This is a genomic window from Lysinibacillus sp. LZ02 (assembly GCF_050613145.1).
In the GTDB taxonomy this organism is placed as follows: Bacteria; Bacillota; Bacilli; order Bacillales_A; family Planococcaceae; genus Lysinibacillus_B.
On the sequence record NZ_CP192507.1, the window covers coordinates 3,122,765 to 3,149,182 of the forward strand.

12 protein-coding genes, 20 tRNA genes and 3 rRNA genes are annotated in these 26,418 nt (G+C 40.9%); 3 read left to right on the forward strand and 32 right to left on the reverse strand.

Translation table 11 applies throughout. The annotated features are described in order from the left end of the window. The first annotated feature begins 53 nt into the window (after positions 1–53). Positions 54–974: a 1,4-dihydroxy-2-naphthoate polyprenyltransferase gene (locus tag ACQQ2I_RS15110; protein WP_431027624.1), complete on the forward strand. Its 921-nt coding sequence runs from the start codon at positions 54–56 to the stop codon at positions 972–974. Positions 975–1,115: 141 nt separating this feature from the next. Here the strand turns inward: ACQQ2I_RS15110 and ACQQ2I_RS15115 are convergent, their stop codons facing one another. The 25 genes from ACQQ2I_RS15115 to ACQQ2I_RS15235 all read right to left on the reverse strand — a co-directional run bounded on the left by ACQQ2I_RS15115 (position 1,116) and on the right by ACQQ2I_RS15235 (position 10,117). Then, on the reverse strand, positions 1,116–1,874 hold the full coding sequence (locus tag ACQQ2I_RS15115; RefSeq protein WP_431027625.1) for a MerR family transcriptional regulator: 759 nt from the start codon (positions 1,872–1,874) through the stop codon (positions 1,116–1,118). A gap of 123 nt (positions 1,875–1,997) precedes the next feature. Then, positions 1,998–2,069 (reverse strand) — tRNA-Glu (locus ACQQ2I_RS15120). Between the two features lie 14 nt (positions 2,070–2,083). Then, positions 2,084–2,174: transfer RNA gene (locus ACQQ2I_RS15125), tRNA-Ser, on the reverse strand. Positions 2,175–2,179: 5 nt separating this feature from the next. Then, a tRNA-Asn gene (locus tag ACQQ2I_RS15130) sits at positions 2,180–2,254 on the reverse strand. 10 nt (positions 2,255–2,264) lie between these two features. Then, a tRNA-Ile gene (locus ACQQ2I_RS15135) sits at positions 2,265–2,341 on the reverse strand. A 19-nt stretch (positions 2,342–2,360) separates the two neighbouring features. Then, a tRNA-Gly gene (locus tag ACQQ2I_RS15140) sits at positions 2,361–2,434 on the reverse strand. A gap of 8 nt (positions 2,435–2,442) precedes the next feature. Beyond that, positions 2,443–2,518, reverse strand: a tRNA-Phe gene (locus ACQQ2I_RS15145). Between the two features lie 6 nt (positions 2,519–2,524). Continuing rightward, positions 2,525–2,600 (reverse strand) — tRNA-Asp (locus tag ACQQ2I_RS15150). Between the two features lie 3 nt (positions 2,601–2,603). Further along, a tRNA-Met gene (locus ACQQ2I_RS15155) sits at positions 2,604–2,680 on the reverse strand. A gap of 58 nt (positions 2,681–2,738) precedes the next feature. Further along, positions 2,739–2,831 (reverse strand) — tRNA-Ser (locus ACQQ2I_RS15160). A 15-nt stretch (positions 2,832–2,846) separates the two neighbouring features. Then, positions 2,847–2,923 (reverse strand) — tRNA-Ile (locus tag ACQQ2I_RS15165). Between the two features lie 7 nt (positions 2,924–2,930). After that, positions 2,931–3,004, reverse strand: a tRNA-Met gene (locus ACQQ2I_RS15170). Positions 3,005–3,023: 19 nt separating this feature from the next. Further along, positions 3,024–3,099, reverse strand: a tRNA-Ala gene (locus ACQQ2I_RS15175). Positions 3,100–3,128: 29 nt separating this feature from the next. Further along, a tRNA-Pro gene (locus ACQQ2I_RS15180) sits at positions 3,129–3,205 on the reverse strand. 8 nt (positions 3,206–3,213) lie between these two features. Then, a tRNA-Arg gene (locus ACQQ2I_RS15185) sits at positions 3,214–3,290 on the reverse strand. A gap of 15 nt (positions 3,291–3,305) precedes the next feature. Then, a tRNA-Leu gene (locus ACQQ2I_RS15190) sits at positions 3,306–3,394 on the reverse strand. A gap of 5 nt (positions 3,395–3,399) precedes the next feature. Then, positions 3,400–3,474, reverse strand: a tRNA-Gly gene (locus tag ACQQ2I_RS15195). 43 nt (positions 3,475–3,517) lie between these two features. Continuing rightward, positions 3,518–3,602, reverse strand: a tRNA-Leu gene (locus ACQQ2I_RS15200). A 12-nt stretch (positions 3,603–3,614) separates the two neighbouring features. Continuing rightward, positions 3,615–3,690: transfer RNA gene (locus ACQQ2I_RS15205), tRNA-Lys, on the reverse strand. A gap of 4 nt (positions 3,691–3,694) precedes the next feature. Further along, positions 3,695–3,770 (reverse strand) — tRNA-Thr (locus ACQQ2I_RS15210). 9 nt (positions 3,771–3,779) lie between these two features. Further along, positions 3,780–3,855, reverse strand: a tRNA-Val gene (locus ACQQ2I_RS15215). A gap of 10 nt (positions 3,856–3,865) precedes the next feature. After that, a 5S ribosomal RNA gene (rrf, locus tag ACQQ2I_RS15220) occupies positions 3,866–3,981 on the reverse strand. Positions 3,982–4,170: 189 nt separating this feature from the next. Next, positions 4,171–7,098 (reverse strand): 23S ribosomal RNA (locus ACQQ2I_RS15225). A gap of 303 nt (positions 7,099–7,401) precedes the next feature. Continuing rightward, positions 7,402–8,956 (reverse strand): 16S ribosomal RNA (locus ACQQ2I_RS15230). Together the 16S, 23S and 5S rRNA genes with 20 tRNA genes alongside form the textbook arrangement of a ribosomal RNA operon. Positions 8,957–9,205: 249 nt before the next feature. Then, the gene (locus ACQQ2I_RS15235; protein ID WP_431027626.1) at positions 9,206–10,117 is read right to left on the reverse strand and encodes a DMT family transporter; all 912 of its coding nucleotides are present in this window, start codon (positions 10,115–10,117) and stop codon (positions 9,206–9,208) included. Between the two features lie 81 nt (positions 10,118–10,198). Here ACQQ2I_RS15235 and ACQQ2I_RS15240 point away from each other — a divergent pair, with 81 nt between their 5' ends. Together ACQQ2I_RS15240 and ACQQ2I_RS15245 are read left to right on the forward strand one after the other, a co-directional pair. After that, positions 10,199–10,921 carry an MgtC/SapB family protein gene (locus ACQQ2I_RS15240; protein WP_431027627.1) on the forward strand — a complete coding sequence of 241 codons (723 nt, stop codon included), beginning with the start codon at positions 10,199–10,201 and terminating at the stop codon, positions 10,919–10,921. Positions 10,922–10,933: 12 nt separating this feature from the next. Next, on the forward strand, positions 10,934–11,902 hold the full coding sequence (locus ACQQ2I_RS15245) for a cation diffusion facilitator family transporter (RefSeq protein WP_431027628.1): 969 nt from the start codon (positions 10,934–10,936) through the stop codon (positions 11,900–11,902). 40 nt (positions 11,903–11,942) lie between these two features. Here ACQQ2I_RS15245 and ACQQ2I_RS15250 read toward each other — a convergent pair whose 3' ends face one another. The 7 genes from ACQQ2I_RS15250 to ACQQ2I_RS15280 form a co-directional block, all read right to left on the reverse strand. Next, on the reverse strand, positions 11,943–13,097 hold the full coding sequence (locus ACQQ2I_RS15250; RefSeq protein ID WP_431027629.1) for an iron-containing alcohol dehydrogenase: 1,155 nt from the start codon (positions 13,095–13,097) through the stop codon (positions 11,943–11,945). A 194-nt stretch (positions 13,098–13,291) separates the two neighbouring features. Then, entirely contained in the window at positions 13,292–14,014 is a 723-nt protein-coding gene (locus ACQQ2I_RS15255) for a hypothetical protein (protein WP_431027630.1), read from the reverse strand. A gap of 127 nt (positions 14,015–14,141) precedes the next feature. Further along, positions 14,142–15,257, reverse strand: a complete 1,116-nt coding sequence (locus tag ACQQ2I_RS15260) for a response regulator (protein WP_431027632.1) — start codon at positions 15,255–15,257, stop codon at positions 14,142–14,144. Between the two features lie 809 nt (positions 15,258–16,066). Next, positions 16,067–16,189, reverse strand: coding sequence for a hypothetical protein (locus tag ACQQ2I_RS15265; RefSeq protein WP_431027633.1), 123 nt, complete (start codon positions 16,187–16,189; stop codon positions 16,067–16,069). Positions 16,190–16,456: 267 nt separating this feature from the next. Continuing rightward, complete coding sequence (locus tag ACQQ2I_RS15270; RefSeq protein ID WP_431027634.1) at positions 16,457–21,454, reverse strand: S-layer homology domain-containing protein; 4,998 nt, start codon at positions 21,452–21,454, stop codon at positions 16,457–16,459. 566 nt (positions 21,455–22,020) lie between these two features. Then, positions 22,021–25,047, reverse strand: coding sequence for a hybrid sensor histidine kinase/response regulator (locus ACQQ2I_RS15275; RefSeq protein ID WP_431027635.1), 3,027 nt, complete (start codon positions 25,045–25,047; stop codon positions 22,021–22,023). 104 nt (positions 25,048–25,151) lie between these two features. Then, entirely contained in the window at positions 25,152–26,396 is a 1,245-nt protein-coding gene (locus tag ACQQ2I_RS15280) for a Glu/Leu/Phe/Val family dehydrogenase (protein ID WP_431027636.1), read from the reverse strand. Positions 26,397–26,418: the final 22 nt, after the last annotated feature.

Consider the following 26,418-nt stretch of genomic DNA (forward strand, 5'->3'; position numbering starts at 1 on the left):
ATCGTTCGTATAAAATAGAACAGTATAGTTTAGTTGAAGGAGAGAAATAATATATGACCAAAGTCATTGAAGCGGATAGGGGCTTTAAAGTATGGTGGCATTTAACACGTCCACATACATTAACAGCTTCATTCGTACCTGTCTTTTTAGGGACAACCATTGCATTAACGGTTGATGGAGAAACCATTAACTTCCTGTTATTTTTTGCTATGCTTATAGCCAGTATGCTCATTCAAGCAGCAACAAATATGTTTAACGAATATTATGACTATAAATTAGGACTGGATAATGAAAACTCTGTCGGCATTGGCGGTACAATTGTTCGTCACGGTGTCGCACCAAGTACCATTATGGCCATTGCGCTCAGCTTTTATGGGATTGCTGTACTTCTAGGTATTTATATTTGTGCCATGAGCTCTTGGTGGTTAGCAGCTGTTGGCTTAGTATGTATGTTAATTGGTTATTTATATACGGGTGGTCCTTATCCAATTGCCTATTCGCCATTTGGGGAACTTGTATCCGGTGTAGTAATGGGAATGGGGATTGTATTAATTGCTTTCTTTATTCAGACAAACACAGTAACACTTGAAGCGATTTTACTGTCGGTACCTAGTATGATTTTAGTCGGCGCCATTATGCTTTCAAACAATATTCGCGACATTGTTGGTGATACAGAAGGCGGTCGTAAAACGATGGCGATTTTAGTCGGTCGTAATAATGCCGTTTATATTCTTTCCCTATTCTTCATCGTATCGTACTTATGGATTTTAGGTTTAGTTATTATTGAAGATATTACGTACTGGGCATTGATTGTATTGTTCAGTATTCCAAAACCGATTAAGGCTATTGATATTTTCCGTCATAAAAAAGAACCGATTGAAGTAATGCCTGCGATGAAATTTACTGCTCAAACAAATACAATCTTTGGCTTTTTACTCGCCGTCGGTTTATTAATTAATTATTTTATTTTTTAACGTGTTTCCGAAAGAGGTCTCCTATCGAATAGGAATTTTCTATGTGCTGATACGTTAACTAAAGCGTCCCGAAACGAATCATCGGGACGCTTTTCTATTCGTTGCTTCATCTGTATTCACTAGGAATAGTACAGGATACAATTATTTTAGTTGTCCATAATAGATAATAGCATCTGTTAAAAACTGCGTTGCTCCTTTATCAACACGTGAATCATAATAATCTGTAAAGCGTTCATCGGCTATATACATTTGTGCCAAACCAATATGGGCTTCTTTTGTATATTTCGGCCAGTAAAAGCTAAGCCAACGCTTATGAAGCTCTGCCACTTCCACCGCAATATCAGATTGCACATCGCCCACTTCCATAGCTTCTTTTAATCGCTCTAAAAGCATTTTTTCGAGCTGCTGAGCTGCTTCATATTGTTCCTCTGTCATGTTCTTCGCCATGCCATAAGAAGCCTTTACAGACTCGTTTCCGTACTTTTCACGAATTTCTGCTCCATACTTTTCCTCGTTTTCATCGATTAACTGTTGTTTAAATGCCTCAAACTTTTGCTCGTTACTCATTGTTATTCCCTCCTCGATTGATTGAATTGTCATTATTACTGTTTCCAGTAAGTCTGTTATATGACGCTGTTTTTGTTGAAGTGTTCGCTGATGATAGCGTAAGCTTTCGAGTTGCTCAAAATCTTCCGCATCTAAAACCTCTTTAATTTGTGAAAGCGGCATATCCAATTCACGATAAAATAATATTTGCTGTAAGCGATCAACATGCCCTTGATTATAAACCCTATAGCCAGTATCTTCCTTCTTTATTGGAATAAGCAAATCGATCTCGTCATAATAACGGAGTGTCCTTGTACTTACGCCTGATAGCCTCGCCAGTTCCTGAATATACATAACTCACCTCTCCTTTTAATATAAGGTTTTACGTAACGTAAAGGTCAAGTAGTATATTTATATACTGCTTCCAAACAATAAAAAAAGTCTGAAACGATTAAATATCGTCTCAGACTTTTATGATGACCCGTACGGGATTCGAACCCGTGTTACCGCCGTGAAAGGGCGGTGTCTTAACCACTTGACCAACGGGCCAACTTTAAATATTATGGCGGAGAAGGAGGGATTTGAACCCTCGCGCCGGTTACCCGACCTACACCCTTAGCAGGGGCGCCTCTTCAGCCTCTTGAGTACTTCCCCATAAATGGCTCCGAAGGTAGGACTCGAACCTACGACCAACCGGTTAACAGCCGGTTGCTCTACCACTGAGCTACTTCGGAATAATATATATGGTGGGCCTAAATGGACTCGAACCATCGACCTCACGCTTATCAGGCGTGCGCTCTAACCAGCTGAGCTATAGGCCCCTTCGGCTTTTTTAGTTAGTGGAGCGGGTGATGGGAATCGAACCCACGACATCAGCTTGGAAGGCTGAGGTTTTACCATTAAACTACACCCGCAAAAACAATGGTGGGTCAGGACGGAATCGAACCGCCGACACTTAGAGCTTCAATCTAATGCTCTACCAACTGAGCTACTGACCCATATAATGGCGGTCCCGACCGGGATCGAACCGGCGATCTCCTGCGTGACAGGCAGGCATGTTAACCGCTACACCACGGGACCTTTTGGTTGCGGGGACAGGATTTGAACCTGTGACCTTCGGGTTATGAGCCCGACGAGCTACCGAACTGCTCCACCCCGCGATAATATTATGTTTGCTGAAGTTTTTATTCTAGTTCACCATTTTCTTCTTTATAAAAATGGCGGAGGAAGAGGGATTCGAACCCCCGCGCGGTTTAACCCGCCTGTCGGTTTTCAAGACCGATCCCTTCAGCCGGACTTGGGTATTCCTCCGTTTTACTATTCAAATGGTGGACCTTACAGGACTCGAACCTGTGACCGGACGGTTATGAGCCGTCTGCTCTAACCAACTGAGCTAAAGGTCCTTTAGGATGGCTACCGAGGGAGTCGAACCCACGACCTTTCGGGTATGAACCGAATGCTCTAGCCAGCTGAGCTAGGTAGCCAGGATCTTTATAAATAATTTGGTGGAGCCTAGCGGGATCGAACCGCTGACCTCCTGCGTGCAAGGCAGGCGCTCTCCCAGCTGAGCTAAGGCCCCAAAATAATCAGTTGATATCAGGTTAAGGATGGTCGGGAAGACAGGATTCGAACCTGCGACCCCTTGGTCCCAAACCAAGTGCTCTACCAAGCTGAGCTACTTCCCGTACTTTTTTGGCGCGCCCGACAGGAGTCGAACCCATAACCTTCTGATCCGTAGTCAGACGCTCTATCCAATTGAGCTACGGGCGCTAATTTAAATTTAAATGGTGCCGAGGGCCGGAATCGAACCGGCACGGTAGTCACCTACCGCAGGATTTTAAGTCCTGTGCGTCTGCCAGTTCCGCCACCCCGGCACATATGGAGCGGAAGACGAGGTTCGAACTCGCGACCCCCACCTTGGCAAGGTGGTGTTCTACCACTGAACTACTTCCGCATGTGCATAAGATTTTTTTATCCTGGCAATATATAAATTTAAATGGTGCGGGTGAAGGGAGTCGAACCCCCACGCCTTGCGGCGCTAGATCCTAAGTCTAGTGCGTCTGCCAATTCCGCCACACCCGCATATTATTAAAATGGTGAGCCATGAAGGACTCGAACCTTCGACCCTCTGATTAAAAGTCAGATGCTCTACCAACTGAGCTAATGGCTCAAAATGGTGCCGGCGATAGGAGTCGAACCCACGACCTACTGATTACAAGTCAGTTGCTCTACCAACTGAGCTACACCGGCATTTTGAGATGGTGGAGGATGACGGGCTCGAACCGCCGACCCCCTGCTTGTAAGGCAGGTGCTCTCCCAGCTGAGCTAATCCTCCTGGGTATAATGCCTAGCGACGTCCTACTCTCACAGGGGGAACCCCCCAACTACCATCGGCGCTAAAGAGCTTAACTTCCGTGTTCGGTATGGGAACGGGTGTGACCTCTTTGCCATCATCACTAGACTATGGTCGACCTCCAATACACGGCGTATTACTGCGTCAGCTACATTCGTTCAATCAGTCACGTACATAGGTACGCTCCTTCATTCACTCATTTGCTTCCTTGTACTACTTGTGTCTCGAAGCTCTCTTTTAAGAAAGAAGTTGTTCTTTCAAAACTGGATAAACGGTGCATTGTGCAATTCACAAAATGTGGTTAAGTCCTCGACCGATTAGTATTCGTCAGCTCCATGTGTCACCACACTTCCACCTCGAACCTATCTACCTGATCGTCTTTCAGGGGTCTTACTTACTTGCGTAATGGGAAATCTCATCTTGAGGGGGGCTTCATGCTTAGATGCTTTCAGCACTTATCCCGTCCATACATAGCCACCCAGCGATGCCGTTGGCACGACAACTGGTACACCAGCGGTATGTCCATCCCGGTCCTCTCGTACTAAGGACAGCTCCTCTCAAATTTCCTACGCCCACGACGGATAGGGACCGAACTGTCTCACGACGTTCTGAACCCAGCTCGCGTACCGCTTTAATGGGCGAACAGCCCAACCCTTGGGACCGACTACAGCCCCAGGATGCGATGAGCCGACATCGAGGTGCCAAACCTCCCCGTCGATGTGGACTCTTGGGGGAGATAAGCCTGTTATCCCCGGGGTAGCTTTTATCCGTTGAGCGATGGCCCTTCCATGCGGAACCACCGGATCACTAAGCCCGTCTTTCGACCCTGCTCGACTTGTAGGTCTCGCAGTCAAGCTCCCTTGTGCCTTTACACTCTACGAATGATTTCCAACCATTCTGAGGGAACCTTTGGGCGCCTCCGTTACCTTTTAGGAGGCGACCGCCCCAGTCAAACTGTCCGCCTGACACTGTCTCCTACCCCGCTAAGGGGCATGGGTTAGAAATTCAGTACAACCAGGGTAGTATCCCACCGACGCCTCCACCGAAGCTAGCGCTCCGGTTTCTCTGGCTCCTACCTATCCTGTACAAGTTGCACCAAATTTCAATATCAAGCTACAGTAAAGCTCCACGGGGTCTTTCCGTCCTGTCGCGGGTAACCTGCATCTTCACAGGTACTATAATTTCACCGAGTCTCTCGTTGAGACAGTGCCCAGATCGTTACGCCTTTCGTGCGGGTCGGAACTTACCCGACAAGGAATTTCGCTACCTTAGGACCGTTATAGTTACGGCCGCCGTTTACTGGGGCTTCAATTCATAGCTTCGCTTGCGCTAACCACTCCTCTTAACCTTCCAGCACCGGGCAGGCGTCAGCCCCTATACGTCACCTTACGGTTTTGCAGAGACCTGTGTTTTTGCTAAACAGTCGCCTGGGCCTATTCACTGCGGCTCTCTCAGGCTTTCACCCTACCAGAGCACCCCTTCTCCCGAAGTTACGGGGTCATTTTGCCGAGTTCCTTAACGAGAGTTCTCTCGCACACCTTAGGATTCTCTCCTCGACTACCTGTGTCGGTTTGCGGTACGGGTACCTCCCACCTCGATAGAGGCTTTTCTTGGCAGCGTGAGATCAGGAACTTCGTCCATACGGACTCGTCATCACAGCTCAATGTATTAGTACGCGGATTTGCCTACGTACACACCTTACTGCTTGAACAGAGACAACCAACGCTCTGCTTACCCTACCCTTCTGCGTCCCCCCATTTCTCAAACGGTGGGGAGGTAGTACAGGAATATCAACCTGTTGTCCATCGCCTACGCCTGTCGGCCTCGGCTTAGGTCCCGACTAACCCTGAGCGGACGAGCCTTCCTCAGGAAACCTTAGTCATACGGTGGACAGGATTCTCACCTGTCTTTCGCTACTCATACCGGCATTCTCACTTCTAACCGCTCCACCAGTCCTTCCGGTCTGACTTCAGCGCAGTTAGAACGCTCTCCTACCACTCACACCAACGGTGTGAATCCACAGCTTCGGTGAATCGTTTAGCCCCGATACATTTTCGGCGCAGCGTCACTCGACCAGTGAGCTATTACGCACTCTTTAAATGATGGCTGCTTCTAAGCCAACATCCTGGTTGTCTAAGCAACGCCACATCCTTTTCCACTTAACGATTACTTTGGGACCTTAGCTGGTGGTCTGGGCTGTTTCCCTTTTGACTACGGATCTTATCACTCGCAGTCTGACTCCCGTGCATAAATATCCGGCATTCGGAGTTTGTCTGAATTCGGTAAAGCGAGATGCCCCCCTAGTCCAAACAGTGCTCTACCTCCGGTATTCTCATCACGAGGCTAGCCCTAAAGCTATTTCGGAGAGAACCAGCTATCTCCAGGTTCGATTGGAATTTCTCCGCTACCCACACCTCATCCCCGCACTTTTCAACGTGCGTGGGTTCGGGCCTCCAGTGAGTGTTACCTCACCTTCACCCTGGACATGGGTAGATCACCTGGTTTCGGGTCTACGACCACGTACTACATCGCCCTATTCAGACTCGCTTTCGCTGCGGCTCCGTCTTCACAACTTAACCTCGCACGTAATCGTAACTCGCCGGTTCATTCTACAAAAGGCACGCTATCACCCATTAACGGGCTCTAACTACTTGTAGGCACACGGTTTCAGGTTCTCTTTCACTCCCCTCCCGGGGTGCTTTTCACCTTTCCCTCACGGTACTGGTTCACTATCGGTCACTAGGTAGTATTTAGCCTTGGGAGATGGTCCTCCCGGATTCCGACGGAATTTCACGTGTTCCGCCGTACTCAGGATCCACTCTGGAGGGCATGTACTTTCGACTACAGGGCTATTACCTGCTCTGGCGGACCTTTCCAAGTCGCTTCGCCTAATACATGCCTTTGTAACTCCGTATAGAGTGTCCTACAACCCCAAGAGGCAAGCCTCTTGGTTTGGGCTCTTCCCGTTTCGCTCGCCGCTACTCAGGGAATCGAATTTTCTTTCTCTTCCTCCAGGTACTTAGATGTTTCAGTTCCCTGGGTCTGTCTCCAGTACGCTATGAATTCACGTAAAGGTACTACGCCATTAAACGTAGTGGGTTCCCCCATTCGGAAATCCCCGGATCAAAGCTTACTTACAGCTCCCCGAGGCATATCGGTGTTAGTGCCGTCCTTCATCGACTCCTAGTGCCAAGGCATCCACCGTGCGCCCTTAATAACTTAACCAAGTTATACTTGAACAACGTTCAAGATTTTAAGTTGACACGTCAATGTTACTTGACTTGTTTTGACTCTTATCTATTTAAAATAGAAATTTGTGTTTGCTTTCAATGTCGTTTTATCCAGTTTTCAAAGAACAAAGCTACTGACTTCCATCACATCGTGACAGACATCAGTGGATTTGCTACATGTAGCTTTGCGACGATAGCGCAAGCGTCAGGAGCAAGGTATTTAGAAAGTCATAAACTTTCAAAACTGAACGCAAAACGTTAACTACTGACCATGTCAGTATTCCGAAAATATCCTTAGAAAGGAGGTGATCCAGCCGCACCTTCCGATACGGCTACCTTGTTACGACTTCACCCCAATCATCTATCCCACCTTCGGCGGCTGGCTCCAAAAGGTTACCTCACCGACTTCGGGTGTTACAAACTCTCGTGGTGTGACGGGCGGTGTGTACAAGGCCCGGGAACGTATTCACCGCGGCATGCTGATCCGCGATTACTAGCGATTCCGGCTTCATGTAGGCGAGTTGCAGCCTACAATCCGAACTGAGAACGGTTTTATCGGATTAGCTCCCCCTCGCGGGTTGGCAACCGTTTGTACCGTCCATTGTAGCACGTGTGTAGCCCAGGTCATAAGGGGCATGATGATTTGACGTCATCCCCACCTTCCTCCGGTTTGTCACCGGCAGTCACCTTAGAGTGCCCAACTGAATGATGGCAACTAAGATCAAGGGTTGCGCTCGTTGCGGGACTTAACCCAACATCTCACGACACGAGCTGACGACAACCATGCACCACCTGTCACCGTTGTCCCCGAAGGGAAAACTATGTCTCCATAGTGGTCACCGGGATGTCAAGACCTGGTAAGGTTCTTCGCGTTGCTTCGAATTAAACCACATGCTCCACCGCTTGTGCGGGCCCCCGTCAATTCCTTTGAGTTTCAGTCTTGCGACCGTACTCCCCAGGCGGAGTGCTTAATGCGTTAGCTGCAGCACTAAGGGGCGGAAACCCCCTAACACTTAGCACTCATCGTTTACGGCGTGGACTACCAGGGTATCTAATCCTGTTTGCTCCCCACGCTTTCGCGCCTCAGCGTCAGTTACAGACCAGAAAGTCGCCTTCGCCACTGGTGTTCCTCCAAATCTCTACGCATTTCACCGCTACACTTGGAATTCCACTTTCCTCTTCTGCACTCAAGTCCCCCAGTTTCCAATGACCCTCCACGGTTGAGCCGTGGGCTTTCACATCAGACTTAAAGGACCGCCTGCGCGCGCTTTACGCCCAATAATTCCGGACAACGCTTGCCACCTACGTATTACCGCGGCTGCTGGCACGTAGTTAGCCGTGGCTTTCTAATAAGGTACCGTCAAGGTACAGCCAGTTACTACTGTACTTGTTCTTCCCTTACAACAGAGTTTTACGAACCGAAATCCTTCTTCACTCACGCGGCGTTGCTCCATCAGGCTTTCGCCCATTGTGGAAGATTCCCTACTGCTGCCTCCCGTAGGAGTCTGGGCCGTGTCTCAGTCCCAGTGTGGCCGATCACCCTCTCAGGTCGGCTACGCATCGTCGCCTTGGTGAGCCGTTACCTCACCAACTAGCTAATGCGCCGCGGGCCCATCCTGTAGCGATAGCAGAACCATCTTTCAACTTTCTAACATGTATTAGAAAGTATTATTCGGTATTAGCCCCGGTTTCCCGGAGTTATCCCAAACTACAGGGCAGGTTGCCCACGTGTTACTCACCCGTCCGCCGCTAACGAAAGTTCGGTGCAAGCACCGAACTTTCGTCCGCTCGACTTGCATGTATTAGGCACGCCGCCAGCGTTCGTCCTGAGCCAGGATCAAACTCTCCATAAAAAGAATTTGAGTAAGCTCAAATTTGCTGGCATCATGTTTGATGTCCAAAATTTTGTTTCTTATTCAGAAACATTTATTGTTAACGTTTTGCTTGTTCAGTTTTCAAAGTTCATCTCGCTCGCTTCATTCAGCAGCGACTTTTATAGAATAACTTATCCTCAAGTTGTTGTCAACCTCTTTTATTCACTCTTGAATTTTTGTGTTGCCGTCTCGTTAAGGACAAGTAATAATATATAATATATTTCTTCCCTATGCAATACTTTTTTCAAAAAAACTTTTCACTTTTTTTATATCTGTTACAAACATTGCTATACCAGCGATTATAATAATCCCTCCAACAACTTGAGAGGCCATTAGTTTTTCGCTAAAAATAAAGAAAGCTAAAATCGCAGCACCTACTGGCTCAAATAAGATTGCTATGGATATCGTATTTGTGCTCACCCATTTCAATGACCAATTAAATAACGTATGTCCTAGTAAGTTTGGGACAATCGCCAACATAACAAACCAAAACCAATCCATCTTTTCATAAGGTCCGAATGATTGTCCCATGCATAATACATAAACGAAAAGACATATCGTACTTACACTATAAACAACCATTGTATAGGTCATCAAAGATAATCGATTACGGACAGCTTGTCCAAATAGTAAATACCCTGTAATTAATGCACAGGCTATCAACGCTAATATATCTCCATAAAGTGCAGTGCCACTGACCCGAAAATCTCCCCAACCAATCAATAAACTTCCAACAAGTGCTACGCTAACTGCTACAATAGATTGAAAAGATGCTCTTTCTTTAAAAAAGATATATGTCCCGATAAATGCAAATAGCGGTTGTAGCGTCACTAATACTGTAGAACTTGCCACAGAAGTGTAATTTAATGACTCAAACCAGAGGATAAAATGGAACGCTAAAAAAATGCCTGCAACAGAAGAAAACAGCCACTCCCTTTTCTCTAACAACTTCAACTCATGGCGATATTTTATAAAAAATAACGGACTCATAATTAGAACCGAAAACAACATACGATAAAAAGCAATCACCCCTGATTCTGCATTCGCCAATTTTACAAAGATTGCTGACAATGAAACTGAAATAACACCAATTCCAATTGCCAAATACGGTTTCATTGATTTCGTTGTTTTATTAAGCATTTATTCCACACCTACCTTGTACCTTATTGTACATAAAGTATATTGATTCGCAACACGAAATAACAGAGAGGATGATCACCATTGCACTTCTTATTAAATGATACGCTTTCGCTAGAAATTTTAATAAAATTAACGATTGCCGGGACTTTAAGTTTAATTATCGGAATTGAAAGAGAACTAAAAAAGAAACCAGTCGGATTAAAAACAAGCTTAGTTATTGCTACCTTTAGTTGCTTATTAACGATTATCTCAATCGAAACAGCATATACTACACCTGCAAGAAATGATATTAATATCACAATGGATCCACTACGTCTAGCTGCCCAAGTCGTGAGTGGCATTGGATTTTTAGGCGCAGGTGTCATTTTACGAAAAGGAAATGATAGTATTACGGGCTTAACGACCGCTGCGATGATTTGGGGTGCAGCAGGGATTGGTATCGCAGTTGGTGCAGGGTTTTATTTTCAAGCATTTGTTACCGTCGTTATTGTTGTCATCGGAATTGAAGTAATTGCACCATTTCTTATTAAAATCGGCCCAAGACGATTACGTATGCGCGAAGTGTCATTAAGGGTTGTTATTAAGGACATTAATCAATTACCAACATTATTAGAACAAATGAGAGCACATAATATGACAATTGAACATGTAGGGATTCGTGATTCAGTTGATCGGCATGACAAACGTTTACACGAGGTAAATATACGACTGTCAACACTTATTTCGAAAGATTCACTTTGGATTTACAATACACTGCACGCACTTGAGTATATTGAAACAGTAGAAATTGAATTTTTAGCTTAATGGAGGCTCAGTATGGGAGAACTATTTTCGTTATTAAAAAACGGCAATAAACCTTCACTTGCCGCAGCATTCGTCAATACATTTTTAGGGATTATTAAAGGAGCGGCATTTTTCTTTACAGGAAATGTAGCCATGTTCGCAGAAATGATGCACTCATTTGGCGATGCAGCAAACCAATTTTTCGTTTATATCGGCTCTGCGTTATCGAAGAAAGCACCAACACCAAAGTTTCCAAATGGCTACGGGCGAGTCGTCAATCTCGTTTGTTTAGGTGCCGTACTGATTGTTGCCATACTTTCGTATGAAACAATTAAAGAAGGCTGGCATCACTTTATGCATCCCGCAACTGAATCACATGGAATATTCATCGCTTTAGGGGTTCTTTCAATCGGGGTGATTTTAGAAGGCTTTGTATTGCACAAAGCCGCAAAAGAAGTGCTGCATGAAGTAGGAGTAGAAAAAGTTGGAATAAAAGCCATTCCGCAATCTGTACAATATTTAAATCGCGCAAAACCTGCCACAAAGCTTGTGTGGATGGAAGATTTAGTCGCAACAAGCGGCAATGTTCTTGCCTTCGCCGCCATCGTGATCGCTTACTTCACAGGCTTTTATCGTCTGGAGGGACTAGTTTCAATCATTATAGGTATAATGATGTTCTATGTAGTCGGTCGTGTATTTTTAGATAATGCACGGGGAGCTATTGGTGAAACAGATGAAGAAATGATGATTCATATCGGAAATCTTGTGATGGAAGACCGCCATGTATCCGATATCGCGCGTATCGAAGTTATTAAAGAAGGCGAATTTTTACATGTCGAAGTTGTCGCTGAGACAGATAAAAGTTTATCACTGGATTACTTAGACGATGTACGTGACCATTTAGTCGAACTGATTCTCGCACAAAAAGGAGTAACAAAGGTAACACTCTCTTTTGACGAAGAAGATGGTATTACACAGTGGAAGCACGAACCAACTGAATAAATTAAAGCTCGGCATTTCACATAAAACGCCGAGCTTTTTTCTATAAAGACGCTGCAAGTATAGCACGTACATCTTCACTATTTAATTTATTGAAGTTCCCAAACGGACCATTTAATACTGTATGTGCAATAATACCTTCAAAATCACGATCATCAATATTATAATCTGCTAGGCGGCTTGGTGCACCAATTGACTTCCAAAACGCACTTAAACGATTAATCCCTTCAAGCGCCATTTCCTCATCTTTGAGATGGCCACGCTCTACCCCAAATACTTTTTCAGCAAGCCTTGCAAATCGCGCTGGATTTACATGCAAATTATGACGCATCCAGTACGGGAAAAGGATAGCTAGTCCCCCTGCATGCGGAATATCATAGTATGCAGAAATGGCATGTTCAATATTATGTGTTGCCCAATCACCACGCGAGCCCATTGAAAGGAAATTATTTAGACCAAACGTACTTGATAACATTAATGTTTCACGATGCTCATAATTTTTAGGCTCCGTTAACGCTTTTGGTGTCACGTCGATAATTGTACGTAAAATCCCTTCACTCATTTCATCTGTAAGTGGCGTATTTGTTGCATTGTTAAAATATTGCTCGAAGATGTGCGACATCGTATCTACTACACCATTGACGAGTTGATCTTTCGGCACTGTAAACGTATAGGTCGGATCTAGAATAGAGAATTTCGGGAATACCGCTGGGCTACCCCAACCAAACTTCTCTTTTGTTTCTAAATTTGTAATAACAGAACCCGAGTTCATCTCTGAGCCTGTTGCAGCAAGTGTTAACACGGTGCCAAGTGGTAGTGCCTCGTTTGCAGGCGCCTTACGAATCACGATATCCCATGCATCCGCATCAGACTTCGCCCCAGCTACAATTAACTTAGCACAATCCACCACTGAGCCACCACCGACAGCTAATACTAAATCTATTTCTTGTTCCTTACATATGGTAATACCTTTTCTAGCAGTCGAAACACGCGGGTTTGGCTCAACACCTGACAATTCAAATACTTGCTTACTACTTAAAGCATTCATTACATCATCATAAACTCCATTTTTCTTAATACTGCCGCCGCCATACACAACAAGTATCTTGTCATACGATACTACTTCTTTTGCTAATTGTTCGATACTCCCTTTTCCAAAGTGTAATTTCACCGGATTCCAAAATGAAAATGTGTTCATGAGAATCTCCCCTTTCCTGACAATCTTCTCATGTTTGTATCGTATATAGCAAAGATTAATACCAAAGATGAAAATAACCTTCCCCATACTTATGTAGTATTTAAATTAAAAGGGCGCGTTTTTAGTCTTCTAAAATGAAGATATAGGGTACTATAAACACCTTATCTTCACTAATAAATGTATTTTTTACAATTTTAAATAAGCACTGGTGAAGGTTTAACTATTTTAGCTTGTAGTCTTCTTTCATCATCACTTAGAAATACTTGGTTCGTAATAACAAATGTTAATATCATTTGTTGTATTAAGGTTACTTTTACACCTTGCTGGTAAAAATTAATTTTAGAGAACTTTAATGTAGCAATCCGATTCGCTAATGCGTATTCCTGTTTATTTGTAAGAGGGACTCCATTCATATGGCAACCTAAAATAAAATTCCCTGCAATAGAATGATTTAATACATTAGGATGCATAGATTGGTAGTGTACATCAGCTAGCACATCGTCTTCATGCATTAAACGTTGTGAGATTAAATAATCCTTTAATGCTCCTTTTAAATCAACCGCAATGGCTGTATGATTTAAAAGATTGCGATAATAAACGGGAACAACCTCAGCATACTTTAAAAAAGGGGTTACTTCCGCAACAATATCGCCTAAACTATGTACAAATAGCGTTATACGTGCTTCATGTTCCCCATCAGTTAATGTAACAACTGTACTTCCTTGTTTTAAGCTTTTAAAATAAATAATCTCATCTACGATATAACCGACTGCAATTTCATCATTTTCAATTTGTAGCCTATTCGCCTTTATCCCTAAAACTTCGACATTGTTCTGCAATTCTATTCTTTTAGCGCTAAAACAAACTTCTGTATTTTGAAAATTTGCAAGACAGTCTTTTGTTAAATTTTTTGACATACATACGAGCCTCCTACCTTTTTATCGTTTTTTTCATTATAAAAAAGGAGGCTGAACAATTCCTGAACAAAATAACCGAAAATTCGATATTATTCACTATAAATCTTAGTGATCTACTATAACTATATCACGCTTGCGTCGTCATATAGTTATAGTAGATTTGCTGAATTTGTTGAGGAATTTCGACACCTAGCTCTTCTTCTAATTTTTTTCTAATAGAATCATATAATCGAATACAATCCATTTTTTTGTTTTGCTCCGTTAAAAATTTCATAAGTACAAGCATATAGTATTCATTATACTCATCTAACACCAACATTTTTTGTAAACAGTTTAACTTTAATAATGATTTTGCATCTACTACGTTCGTCACATAGGATTCCAGTAAATGCAGTACCTTTTGCTTTATGTAAGCTCGCATTTGAATCGCCCAGTGATATTCTTCTTCCTCCAAAAAATCACCATTATATAAATTTAATATTTGCTGGATATCCTGCTCCTCATGTACGGATTGCTCTAATAACGACATGAGCTCTGCATAATCACTACTAATCTCTATATCAAATTGATAGTGATTATTAACAAGTTGAATCGGATTGTTTACTCCATTTTGTTTGAATAATTTTCTTAACTGATAAATAGCTGTATGTAAGTTTACTGAAGCCTTTTCATGTTCGATATTTGGCCATAATTCTTCTGTTAAAACTGCATTTGATACCGGTCTTTGTTGATGGAACCATAAATAAAGAAACAGCTCTCTTACCTTCCTAGTACGCCAGTTTACCGTTTGTCCATTCACATCTAATAGTTGAAATCTCCCTAAAGTACGCGCATACATTTTAAATTTTGTTTTCTGAGACAACGAATCTTTACCTAAAACAATTAATTGATTAGCTCTACGAAGGGCTTTAACTAGCCGCTTTTTATTTACAGGCTTTAATAAATAATCTATTGCCTCTACATTAAATGCTTCTACAGCAAAATGGGCATGTGCCGTTACAAAAATAATTTGGATATTTGGCGCGTACTTTTGTAGCTGCTTCGCTACCTGTAATCCATGCATGTCTGCCATCTCCATATCTAAAAAAGCGACATCTATTTTCTCTGTTTTCAGCAAATCAAATGCATCCTTCACATTTACAAACATACCTTTTATGTAAATTGGTAATTCTGCTATTTCATTTAGCATAATACCGAGTATATCAAGTGCCAATTTTTCATCGTCAATCAGAATTACATTCATTTAGCTTTACCTCCTGTTTATAGATTAATTATGGTTTCTGTTAATTTTCATTAAATATCCATCTTATTGCAACAATTTTAAAAATGAGAGTCCGCTATATCTCCTCAAAATTGATTTCGTTCATTAATAGGTAGCACCATTTCCATTTATAAAAAGAAAACCCAAAAGGAAATTTATACCTAGCAGCTCTTACATTTTAAACACCTTCATTACTTAACTCAATAGTTATACGAACCTTTAATTTATCAACTAACTCCCCCATAGTTTATAAAACATAGCGTTGAACAAAAACTGAACAATAGCTATATGTTTTCATCACACGTATTGATTTACTTTTCATTGTTAAAGAACACATGGGAATACGTTGATTTCCGCTATGGCTGACTCGCTTTCCACAGGCACGACTTCCACTAAGTTATTTCAGCTCGCGCTTTTCCTACAGAAGTCGAGTCACCTCTGCTCCAATCAACTAGCAAGCACCTGTTATTGGCAATTTAACTTAAAAATAAAGCTTATCATCTACTAATAGTTGTATAATCAACACATCTGCGTTTTCATTAATATATTTAAAAATGATCCGCTTACTAATGCTCAATTAGAAATTGTCCAATGTGAATTGGCATAGCTTAAACTATATGGGCAGTGGTTATATAAAAATTAATACTTACTAACAATCTAATTGAAAATAACTTCACTCTGCTTTACTTTACTCCCCTCCCTCCAATTGATTTTCTAATACACCAAAACCCTCGCCATTATACGAAATGACAAGGGTTTTGAGTATTAGAATGATTATTACTTATATAAAATTATGGTGCAATTTGATATGCAGCCGTTACAACAATTCCATTTGAAGGCTCGGCACTAGTAGGGTTAATTTTTACAGTATTTACACGTTTTACCTTTAAATAATCAGTACCTGTAGCATTCATCAGTAGTTCCTGCAAATGGCTCTGTAGTAGATAAATTCAAAGCGCTTCCTGATGTATAAGTAGATTGTAATGCATAATAATTATCTATTAGCGTTTGAACGTCAGCTACAGACAAATCACTCCTTTTTTAGTTTTTGATTCTGCTACAAGTGTTTGTACAGTTTCAAAAGTCAATTCCGGCCCCCTGTTGACAATGTTACTCCAGCAGTTGTGTAGTCCGTTTCTATTGCACAGTGCCAGCACTAATTTTTGCTAGCGCTTCTGTAGCTAATCCATTGAAGATGTCACAGTTATTGTTTTAACTGTATGTTTCAATTTGTTACCTGCACTATCTGTAATTTCATTAATAGTTCTATCAACGATATTAAATTCTGCATTGTTTGGAACACCACCCTCTACAAAATCATCGTGTATTATAATAAGTCGAACCTTGTCTCCGTCAACTTCAACTGTAATTCTTGAACCGGCAGTTGTTTGTAAAGTTACTATTCCAAATGTAGTTTTTAGGGCATTACCACTCATACCTGCACCTGCAGTATCTAGCCCAATCAAAGCATCAATTTGTGGGAAATAGATTTGATGCCCATCACTATCATTATATCTATCAACAAAAGCTCCAGCACTAGTATACATATTTACTGCTTCACTATATGTTAATGTAAGTGTATCACCTGTCGTACTCCATATCTCATCACTTATTGATGCTACAACAAGAACTGGGCTGGCTTTGTCTAATGACGTAAATTCAGTAGTAGCTAGGTTGTTTCCAGCCAAATCAGTTAATGTTCCTTGAGTATATGTTAGAGTAGGCGTTTGATCTGTATCGTAATCCCCTTTCTCATCAAATGTAATGTAGATTTCATTATCATCTGCTGTGCTACCTGTATCAAACCCTAAATTACTGTATCCACCAGTGATAGCGAAATTAGCTGCATTTACAGTAGTGTCTTTAATACCTTCACTAAGTGTAACTTTCAATCCGTCCAGTTTACCGTTAGCATCCCGATCTACGGTTTCTACATTTTTAATCGTATTTACTGAGGCAATCGTTAATGCGATTTCACTCTCTGCTGTCTCATTATCATTGTCATCTTTAATATTTGTGACAGTAACTATAGTACCTGTTGAACCGACATCAGTCGACAATTTCCCTGTCCATTTTGTACGCTCTGCATTCCATGTACCTTGCTCTTTGGCAATTTCTTGCCCATTAATGCTTAACTTATCAAATGATTGGATTGGCTCACTAAATGTTAACTCAATGTTTTCACCTGCGGATGGTTGATTATCAGCATTTGTATCTTGAAGAACAGCTGCTGTGACAGTTGGTGTCTTACTTTCTTTCACTGTTACTTGGAATGTTTTGGTTGTTGTTAAGCCTCCATGTCTAATCGTTGCCGTTAATGTCACCACGTCATCTTCATGATCTACATTGCTTCTAACTACTGTACCATCAGCTTGAATTGTCGCTCCATCCACTGTAGTAGATGACCATTCAATTGTTGCCCCTTCAAATTCTACCGGTAAAGAAAGTGCTGTTTTTACTTCTTGTAAAGACGGGTTAGCATTGCGAATCGCTACATCTGTTAAATTATTCGCAATCGCGTCAATAGCCGATGTATCAACGGTCGTTAAACTGGAGACTTTTGTATTAATTGCGTAATGACCAAAATTATCATACGCAATCGGTTGATCCGCTGCATTTTTCTTCACAACGATTACTGTATAATCTTGTCCTTGTACAATTGGGTTACCTGCACTATCCGTTGTAACGGCACCATTCCATTCAAAGGTTGTACCATTCACTGTGCCAATTGGATTACCTGCTGGCACATCATTTTGATTCCATTCATCCCCAGTTAATAAGTAAATATCCTGTGAGGCAATATTAGCTAAATCTTTAAAATCCCAAACCACTTGTAGTGATGAGCCATTATGACGTGCTGTAATCACAGATGTAACATTATTCCCATATGTTGTATAGGAGAATTGTTGATAATAGCCAGCAAAGCCCGTACCTACTTTCCCGAGCACATCCACAAAATACGTTGCATTCATTGATTGACCATCTTCATTAATGTGTACACGATAAATCCCTTCTCCCGTTTCAGGATTACTCGCATTTAACAACTTCATAAAGTTCGTTGTATCTAAGTCGTTTGGTTGATTTTTCGCTGACGCTACTTTAAATGTAAAGTCGCTATCATTCAGTTCTGGACCACCATATACATCATTTTTCGCAAATCGCTCTGCTTCTAAGAATTGACCATTACCGATATACGGGAAGTCTTCATTATATGGTCCTCCAGGTGCCGTGCTTCCTGCTCCAAGTAATGCTTCTTCCCATGTTCCTTGGCTCGCTTGTGGTACTGGAGCTAAAATTAAAATATCTAACTTCACATCACCTACGAATGGGTGGATTTGATCAATGCTGATACTACCATCCAGGCCAACTGTCACATCAATCATTGCAATGTCATTGCCGTTTGCCACTGCAATCGTTGCTTTTCCAGGTCCAACCGACGAAATGGCCACTTTTCCATCGACAATAGCTGCCGTTGCGACATGTGGATTATTGGTTGATACGGTTGTCCCTTTAATACCTAACGGGTTACGTAAGTTATTGGTTGTGTTGTCTGTTTGCGGCTGGAACGTTACGGATTTCCACATTGTATTACCTGAATCTATATACGGATTGCCTTGTGCATCTGTTACATCAGGTGTTAATGTGTCACCAAACTGTACTTTTTGGTTTGTGCCTAGTGTAATGACAGCAGTTTGATTGTCTGTCCATACAAGCGTCGCATTTTCACCATACCGATGATTTGTACCAAAGATAGCCTCGAACGCTTTCTTACGATCTGCCGCGCTTAATGATTCATTAAAGAGAAGCGTGACCTCGTCGCCTGCTGATATTGCGCTACTATTGTCTTTATCATTCACCGTTACGCTCACTAAATAAGGCGGTTTGGCTTCTAAAATGGTCGCGTCTATTGCCGCTTCTTTTGTCACTGAACCATTTGTCGCTGTGATGCCTAATACGACGGTATCATTGACATCATCGTTGTCACTGCGTGTTACATTTCCCGTCACATGGTCAACTGTAGCACCATCTATTGCTGTTACAGGTTTCCATGTAAAGGCTGTACCGTTTGGACCTACTGCTTGTAATTCAAGTGGGGTTGACACTTGCTGGATACTTGGATTATCCTTTTTAATTTGCTCCGGTAGTAAAGCAATATCAACTGTGAGTTTTAATTGCTCTCCTGTCAATAACTGCCCTTTTTCATCAATCGCTTGTTTCACTTTTGCTGTCACTTCTGCTACATTGGTTGGTGTAATACCTTGAATATTTACTCCCTCGTACAGCTTCACTAACTCTTCTAAAGCTGGTGTTTGCTCAGCCTTAATTTTTTCTTGCGCTACTTCTAACGGGCGTTTAATCGTATGTGTAATTTTTCCAGCACCATCAACTGTTACAATGATTTGTGCTTCTTTCAAAGATGGTACATCCTCTTTTACTGTAATAATAGCTGTACCGACACCTACTGATTTAATCTTAATTTTCCCATCTTCAAGTGTAGCTGTTGCAACATTTGGATTGCTTGTTGTTACTGTTGTACCAATCATCCCAACAGCTAGCGAATCTGCATTAGCTTCATCTACTACGTTATGTGTTTCCAGTATTTGCGATACAAATGGATTAGTATAACCACCTCCACTATTTTCACTTCCACCTGTTGATGGTGGTGTTGTTGGTGTCGTTGTTGGTGGTCTCACTATATCTGATGTATCTACAACTTCTCCAATTGGTGGTAGACCTCCTGTTGGAGAAGTAACTGCTTCTTGTGCTTCAACATTATCTGGCTTGATTAACGTACCAATTGTACTCTGTTGTGGCACAATTAACTGACTACCGTATTGCTTTGTCTCTACTTGTGGTAAGTGCGTTTGATTCTCTAGTGTGACTTTAATCGGTGTTTCAATCGTTAATTCGTTTGTATCCAGATTACCCTTCACAAAAACATCCTGGTTCCCCACAAAGTCAATCGCGCTAATTTTACCTACTACTTCAATTTCTGAAACATGATTCCCTACAGTAATCGCTGGTGTTTTATTATCTGTAATAATCTTGGTTTCATCGCGGTTCACGATGATTTCATCAGCCGTTGAATCTGATAATTGAACAACTGTTTCTCCCTCACGATTTGCTTGTCCTTCAACAATTAAGCGGCCGTCAATATCGAGTCCGCTAAAGCCGATATGCTGTTGGTCACCATTTTTAATAGTAACATCGCCAACCACTTGTCCATTCACTAGTTGGATATGATCTCCAACAACTGTAATATTCGCTTCGACTGTACTACCAGCTAAGTCTAACATCAGTGGATTATCTGCTGTGCCGCCATTTAATAACGCTAAATTGCGAATACCTACAACCTTTGTCCCAATTTTAATAAAGTCTAAATTGGCTTCGTTTAATGCAGCTAAATTTCGCGAATGTAGCAATGGCTGCAACTCTTTTTTAATATAGTAAACTTGACCGCCAATCGTCATTTTATTACCATCAATTGATGTAATCACATTTTCATCTGGTCTACGATTATCGCGATAATCGGTTGTCATTTCAGAGCGAATCGTAAAGGCCGCCATATTGGCACGTGTTACCGTTGCATTACCCCCATATGTTGTCGCTGTTTGACCAATTGTAATCCCTAAATCAAATAGCGTTTGAATATACGGGGCTGCCCAATCGGCTTTTAGTACATCTGTAAACGGCAACGTAATCGTAGAGGCAGGCTGTAGCTTATAGCCATTGACAATAATTTTTGCTATTTGGTTACGGGTAATAGGTGCATTCGGTTTGAATGTTCCATCTTGATAGCCATCTAGAATACCTTCCTCTTTTAATGCGGCAATGTAAGGGTAAGCCCAGTCACCTTTAGGTACATCCTTAAATGTGATATTGAATGGTTTATTCACGTCTAATCCTAGGTTCAGGGCTAAAATTTTTGCCGCCTGTGCACGTGTGAGTAGCCCCGTTGGATTGAATGAACCATCTGAATATCCGTTGACAAAGCCACGTTCAAATAGTTCACTGACATATTCATAATAGTCAGAGCTTGCTTTTACATCTTTAAATACCGCCTCATTTGTATTGGCTTTCGTTGCTTCTGGCGCTACTACAGCAATTGCACTCGTTGCCATCACTGTAGCCATTGCTGTTTTAAAAATTTTGTCACTAAGCGCGTTACTATTTTTCATATACATCCTCCTTTTATCCCTAATAAAATAGCCCCTTTAATAATCTAAAGTACTCACAATGACAACCTACCTTTACAATTTGTCACATATGATTTTGCTCCTAGTTCGATAAAGGTAGATAGGAATACAAAATGAACTTTTAAAATAGGACAATCTTAAGGAAAGTTAATATAGCTACAGTATAAAAATTACTGTTAAACAAAATCTGAACATCCCATAAAAAAATCTATTCATTTGTTCAGTTTTTGTATAGTGAAAAATTTTATAGTAAAGTCATTATAGAAATACAAGTATTGGAGATTAGTGTATGTACGTTTATTTCATCATGATTATGATTGTTGGAACCGTTGGAATTTTAATTATCCGAATGGGGCGAATCAGAAAAAAACGGCTCACCAAAAAAAGAATGATGCTAGAGCGGCTAGCGCATTTATTAAAAGCAAACAAGAAAAATATCCATAAAAAATAAAAAGGCTATATTCAAGCAAAAAACTTGAATATAGCTCTTACATTTATACTTATATATAAAGTTATTTGTACAGTAAGAGAAGTACTATAGATTCCCTCTAAGTTGGAATCAAAATCTTCACAACTGTTCCTTTGCCTTCCTCACTCTTTAGCTGAAATGAAGCATTTTTGATTAATCTAATTTTCTTCAACGGATTTGCAAAGCCTATACGTGTTCCACCTTCTGTTAATAGCGTTTTCTGGGTAGCTTGTGGGATACCGACACCGTTATCAGCTACTATAATGGTGATAAAGTCTCCATCCCGCTTCACGGTGATTTTCACTGTCCCTCCTTCTTTTCGTTTAGAGATACCATGGAAAACAGCATTTTCAACAATCGGCTGAATCGTTAAAGCCGGGAGCTGTAATTCGATTTCTTCATCAATATCGTACGCCACTTCAAGTCGATGACCAAAGCGTAGTTGCTCGATATATAAATAAGCTTTTACAAGTTCGATTTCATTCTCAATTGGTACATACGAATGACGATAATGTACGCTAAGTTTGGCACGGAAATAAGTCGATAAACATTCTAATGCTTCACGCATTTTACTAGCATCTGTATAACTCAATGCAATAATCGTATTTAACGTATTATAAATAAAATGTGGCGTTATTTGGGCGTATAAATAATTCATCTCTGCTTCGACAGCTTCCTGGGCAGAATGCTTCATTGCTACTAATGACTCCAAACGAATATTTAATTCATCCATTACAATAGGCTTTTGCATATAATCATTCGCTCCAACTTGCAAGCTCATCAATAAGTCTGTATGTTTCGTCACCGCTGTTAAGACGATAATCGGTAGTTCTAAAACGTCATATAACTTTCGCACTTCTTTACATAATTCGTAGCCCGACATACCGCGCATCATTAAATCAACAACCATTATGTCAATCTTTTCATTTTTCACATAGTCTAGTGCATCCTCACCATTATCAACTGCGATAATGCTATAATCTTGTTTCCCTAACATATCAATCAATACTTTCAAATTCACATGTGAATCATCTACAACAAGTATCGTTTTTCCAACTCCCAACTGCTTAAACGGTAGCGGTAACATAAATCCTTCTATAATCTTTTCCCGCTCTAACACTCCTTCTATTTGCTCATCCGTAGCAATTGGCATTGTTACTGTAAAGACAGAACCAATCCCTACTTTACTTTCAACAGAGATAGTACCATTTAATGTTTCTACTATATTTTTCGTAATGCTTAACCCTAAGCCTAACCCTTCTGCCCCCTGCGTTTGCTTAGCACGATAAAAACTATCAAAAATATGCGTTAAATCTTGCGCTGAAATCCCTATCCCTTGATCGATGACTTGCAGCTGAATTACTTCACCTATTTTTGTTCCCTTTACAACGATTTCACCATACGTTGAATATTTCACCGCATTCGTCAGTAAATTATAAAGCACTTGCTTCAAGCGCAATTCATCCGTATACATCGGTGGCAAGTTATCTTTTAGCTCACAGCGTAGTTCAAGCCGCTTACTTCTCGGAATAACATAACGAACTTCCTCCATTACGTCCTTCACTATTTCTACACATACCGCACGTTTTGAAACACCCAACTCACCCGTTACATAGCTTGATGAATATAATAACTCGTCTACTAAATGCGTCATGCGCTGACTGATGTTATGAATAAGCATGACATTTTCCTGTTGCTCTCGTTTTAAAGGTCCCTGCACCCCTTCCATCAAGGTCTTTGAAATATTCAAAATACCATTTAGCGGCGTGCGTAATTCATGTGATGTCTTTATTAAAAATTCGTCCTTCATTTCATTATGAATTAACAATTCCTTAGACAATGCCTCCGCCCTCTCATAAGCAGCATTGGCCCGATAGCTAAGTAGTGCTGAAAAGCTACCTAAAAGAAATAAAAACTGAAATAAACGTAAATAATCTATTTGAATATTCGTGAGATAAGTGAATAAAATCGTTCCGTAATATAGTAAAAATGCGATAAACACCATGACAATATAGGTCGATTCTTTTACTCGACTCACAACCATACGAATTAGTATCGTTAAATTGTATATAAGTACGATCATTGTTGTAAATGTAAGAACATGTTCGACTCTTTTAAGCAAGCTATACTCGATATTACCTTTTGTATAAATAAACAAAATATAAAAAATAGCACACTGCAAAATGACTAAACCAATAATCATACGTCTCATGTTTTTCGATAATTTCTCAGGATATATTTGTTCAATGAAATACGTAAAACACACACTCATTATTGATGCAAACAATAGCTGAAAGTTTTTTTGCCATATATAATCTAAGTACGGGAATACATAAAAGAATAGTTTTTGTCCTAATAACGATATATAAGCACCAAAGAACAATATAAATAAACCAAAGTACAATTCCTCAAGGCGTTTTCGATTTTGCCAATAAGAGACGATATAAATAAGCCCCATTACAACACAGGCAACAAGTGTAAACACTTCTACCAAAATTTTTGCTCTATACTCTGATTGAACGGCTTTTTTCGTACCAAATTGAACCGAATTTGTAATACCTGCGCTTTCAAATAATCCATTGGTTACACGAATCATAATATGTAAAGTTTGATTTTCACTGTGCCCAACGACTACATACTTCTCGTCGTTTTCCGCATTCAAATAAGATACTATTTTTGATGGATTTCCCTTTAAACCATTACTTTTCCCGTTAATAAATACTTCATTTACTTGCCGGATTCGCTGAATATATAGTGCATATTCACCATCAGTCGGCACTTCCACTTCAATCGCATACGTACCAACTTCTATTCCTTCTTCATTAGCTTTCACATAATCAGGCCAATTATCATGCGGAACTGCTACATCCACACGATTAGCCTCATACTTAGTGAGTTGCTCATCTGGACTAATTAATATATTCGGATAAAATGCCCATGTTCCATCTAATTGAACAACTTCATCATTTTCTACATTTTCTTTAGATAAACTAAACTTCCCTTTATCAACAACAGTGGCCATTTTTATATTATGGCTTGTGAACATGCCAATGGTTAAAAAGATAACACTTACTGTTATTAATGTATAAAAGATTTTTTTTGACATAACAATCCCTAAATCCCCCACTACAATGATTTATTACCAATTATTATAACAAAAAAGAGTTAACCCGATGTTATTCGAGTTAACTCTTCTCTATTATATAATAATTAAACCCATCCACGGAAGCGGGATGCTTCTGCTGTACGACGCACACCAACCATGTATGCCGCTAAGCGCATGTTAATGTTACGATTTGTTGCTGTTGTGTAGACGTTTTCGAATGCATCTACCATTTTACGATATAATTTTTCGCGCACTTCTTCTTCTGTCCAGTAGTAACCTTGGTTGTTTTGTACCCATTCAAAGTAAGATACTGTTACACCACCAGCTGACGCCAATACGTCCGGTACTAACAGAATGTCACGCTCTGTTAAAATTTTTGTAGCTTCTGCTGTTGTTGGACCATTCGCCGCCTCAACTACAATGTTTGCTTTAATATTATGTGCATTTTCTGCAGTAATTTGATTTTCAATTGCAGCTGGCACTAAAATATCACAATCAAGCTCTAAAAGCTCTTTGTTTGTAATTGTATTTTCAAATAACGTTGTCACTGTACCAAACGAATCGCGACGATCAAGTAAATAGTCAATATCTAAACCGTTCGGATCATGTAGTGCACCGTAAGCATCTGAAATACCGATTACTTTCGCGCCTAAATCACTCATAAATTTCGCTAAGAAGCTTCCTGCGTTACCGAAGCCTTGAATAACAACACGCGCTCCTTTAATATCAATACCGCGTTTTTTTGCTGCCTCTTGAATAACAATTGTTACCCCTTCAGCTGTTGCACGGTCACGACCTTGCGAACCACCTAGTACGATTGGTTTACCTGTAATAAAACCTGGTGAGTTAAATTCATCCATGCGACTATACTCATCCATCATCCATGCCATAATTTGTGCATTTGTAAATACGTCTGGAGCCGGAATATCTTTCGTTGGTCCGACGATTTGGCTCACTGCACGTACATATCCGCGACTTAAACGTTCTAGTTCACCCATTGACATTTGGCGCGGGTCACAAATAATACCACCCTTACCACCACCATATGGAAGATCTACAATACCGCATTTTAATGTCATCCACATAGAAAGTGCTTTTACTTCTTCTTCACTGACCATTGGATGGAAGCGTACCCCACCTTTTGTTGGTCCTACAGCATCAGAGTGTTGTGCACGGTAACCAGTGAACACTTTCGTTGTACCATCGTCCATTTTTACAGGAATACGCACTGTTAATAAACGAAGTGGTTCTTTTAATAATTCATACATCCCTTCGTCGTACCCTAACTTGCCTAGTGCATCTTTAATAACATCCTGTGTTGAAGTAAATAGGTTTAAATTCTCAGCCATTAGTTTCGCCTCTTTAAAATTT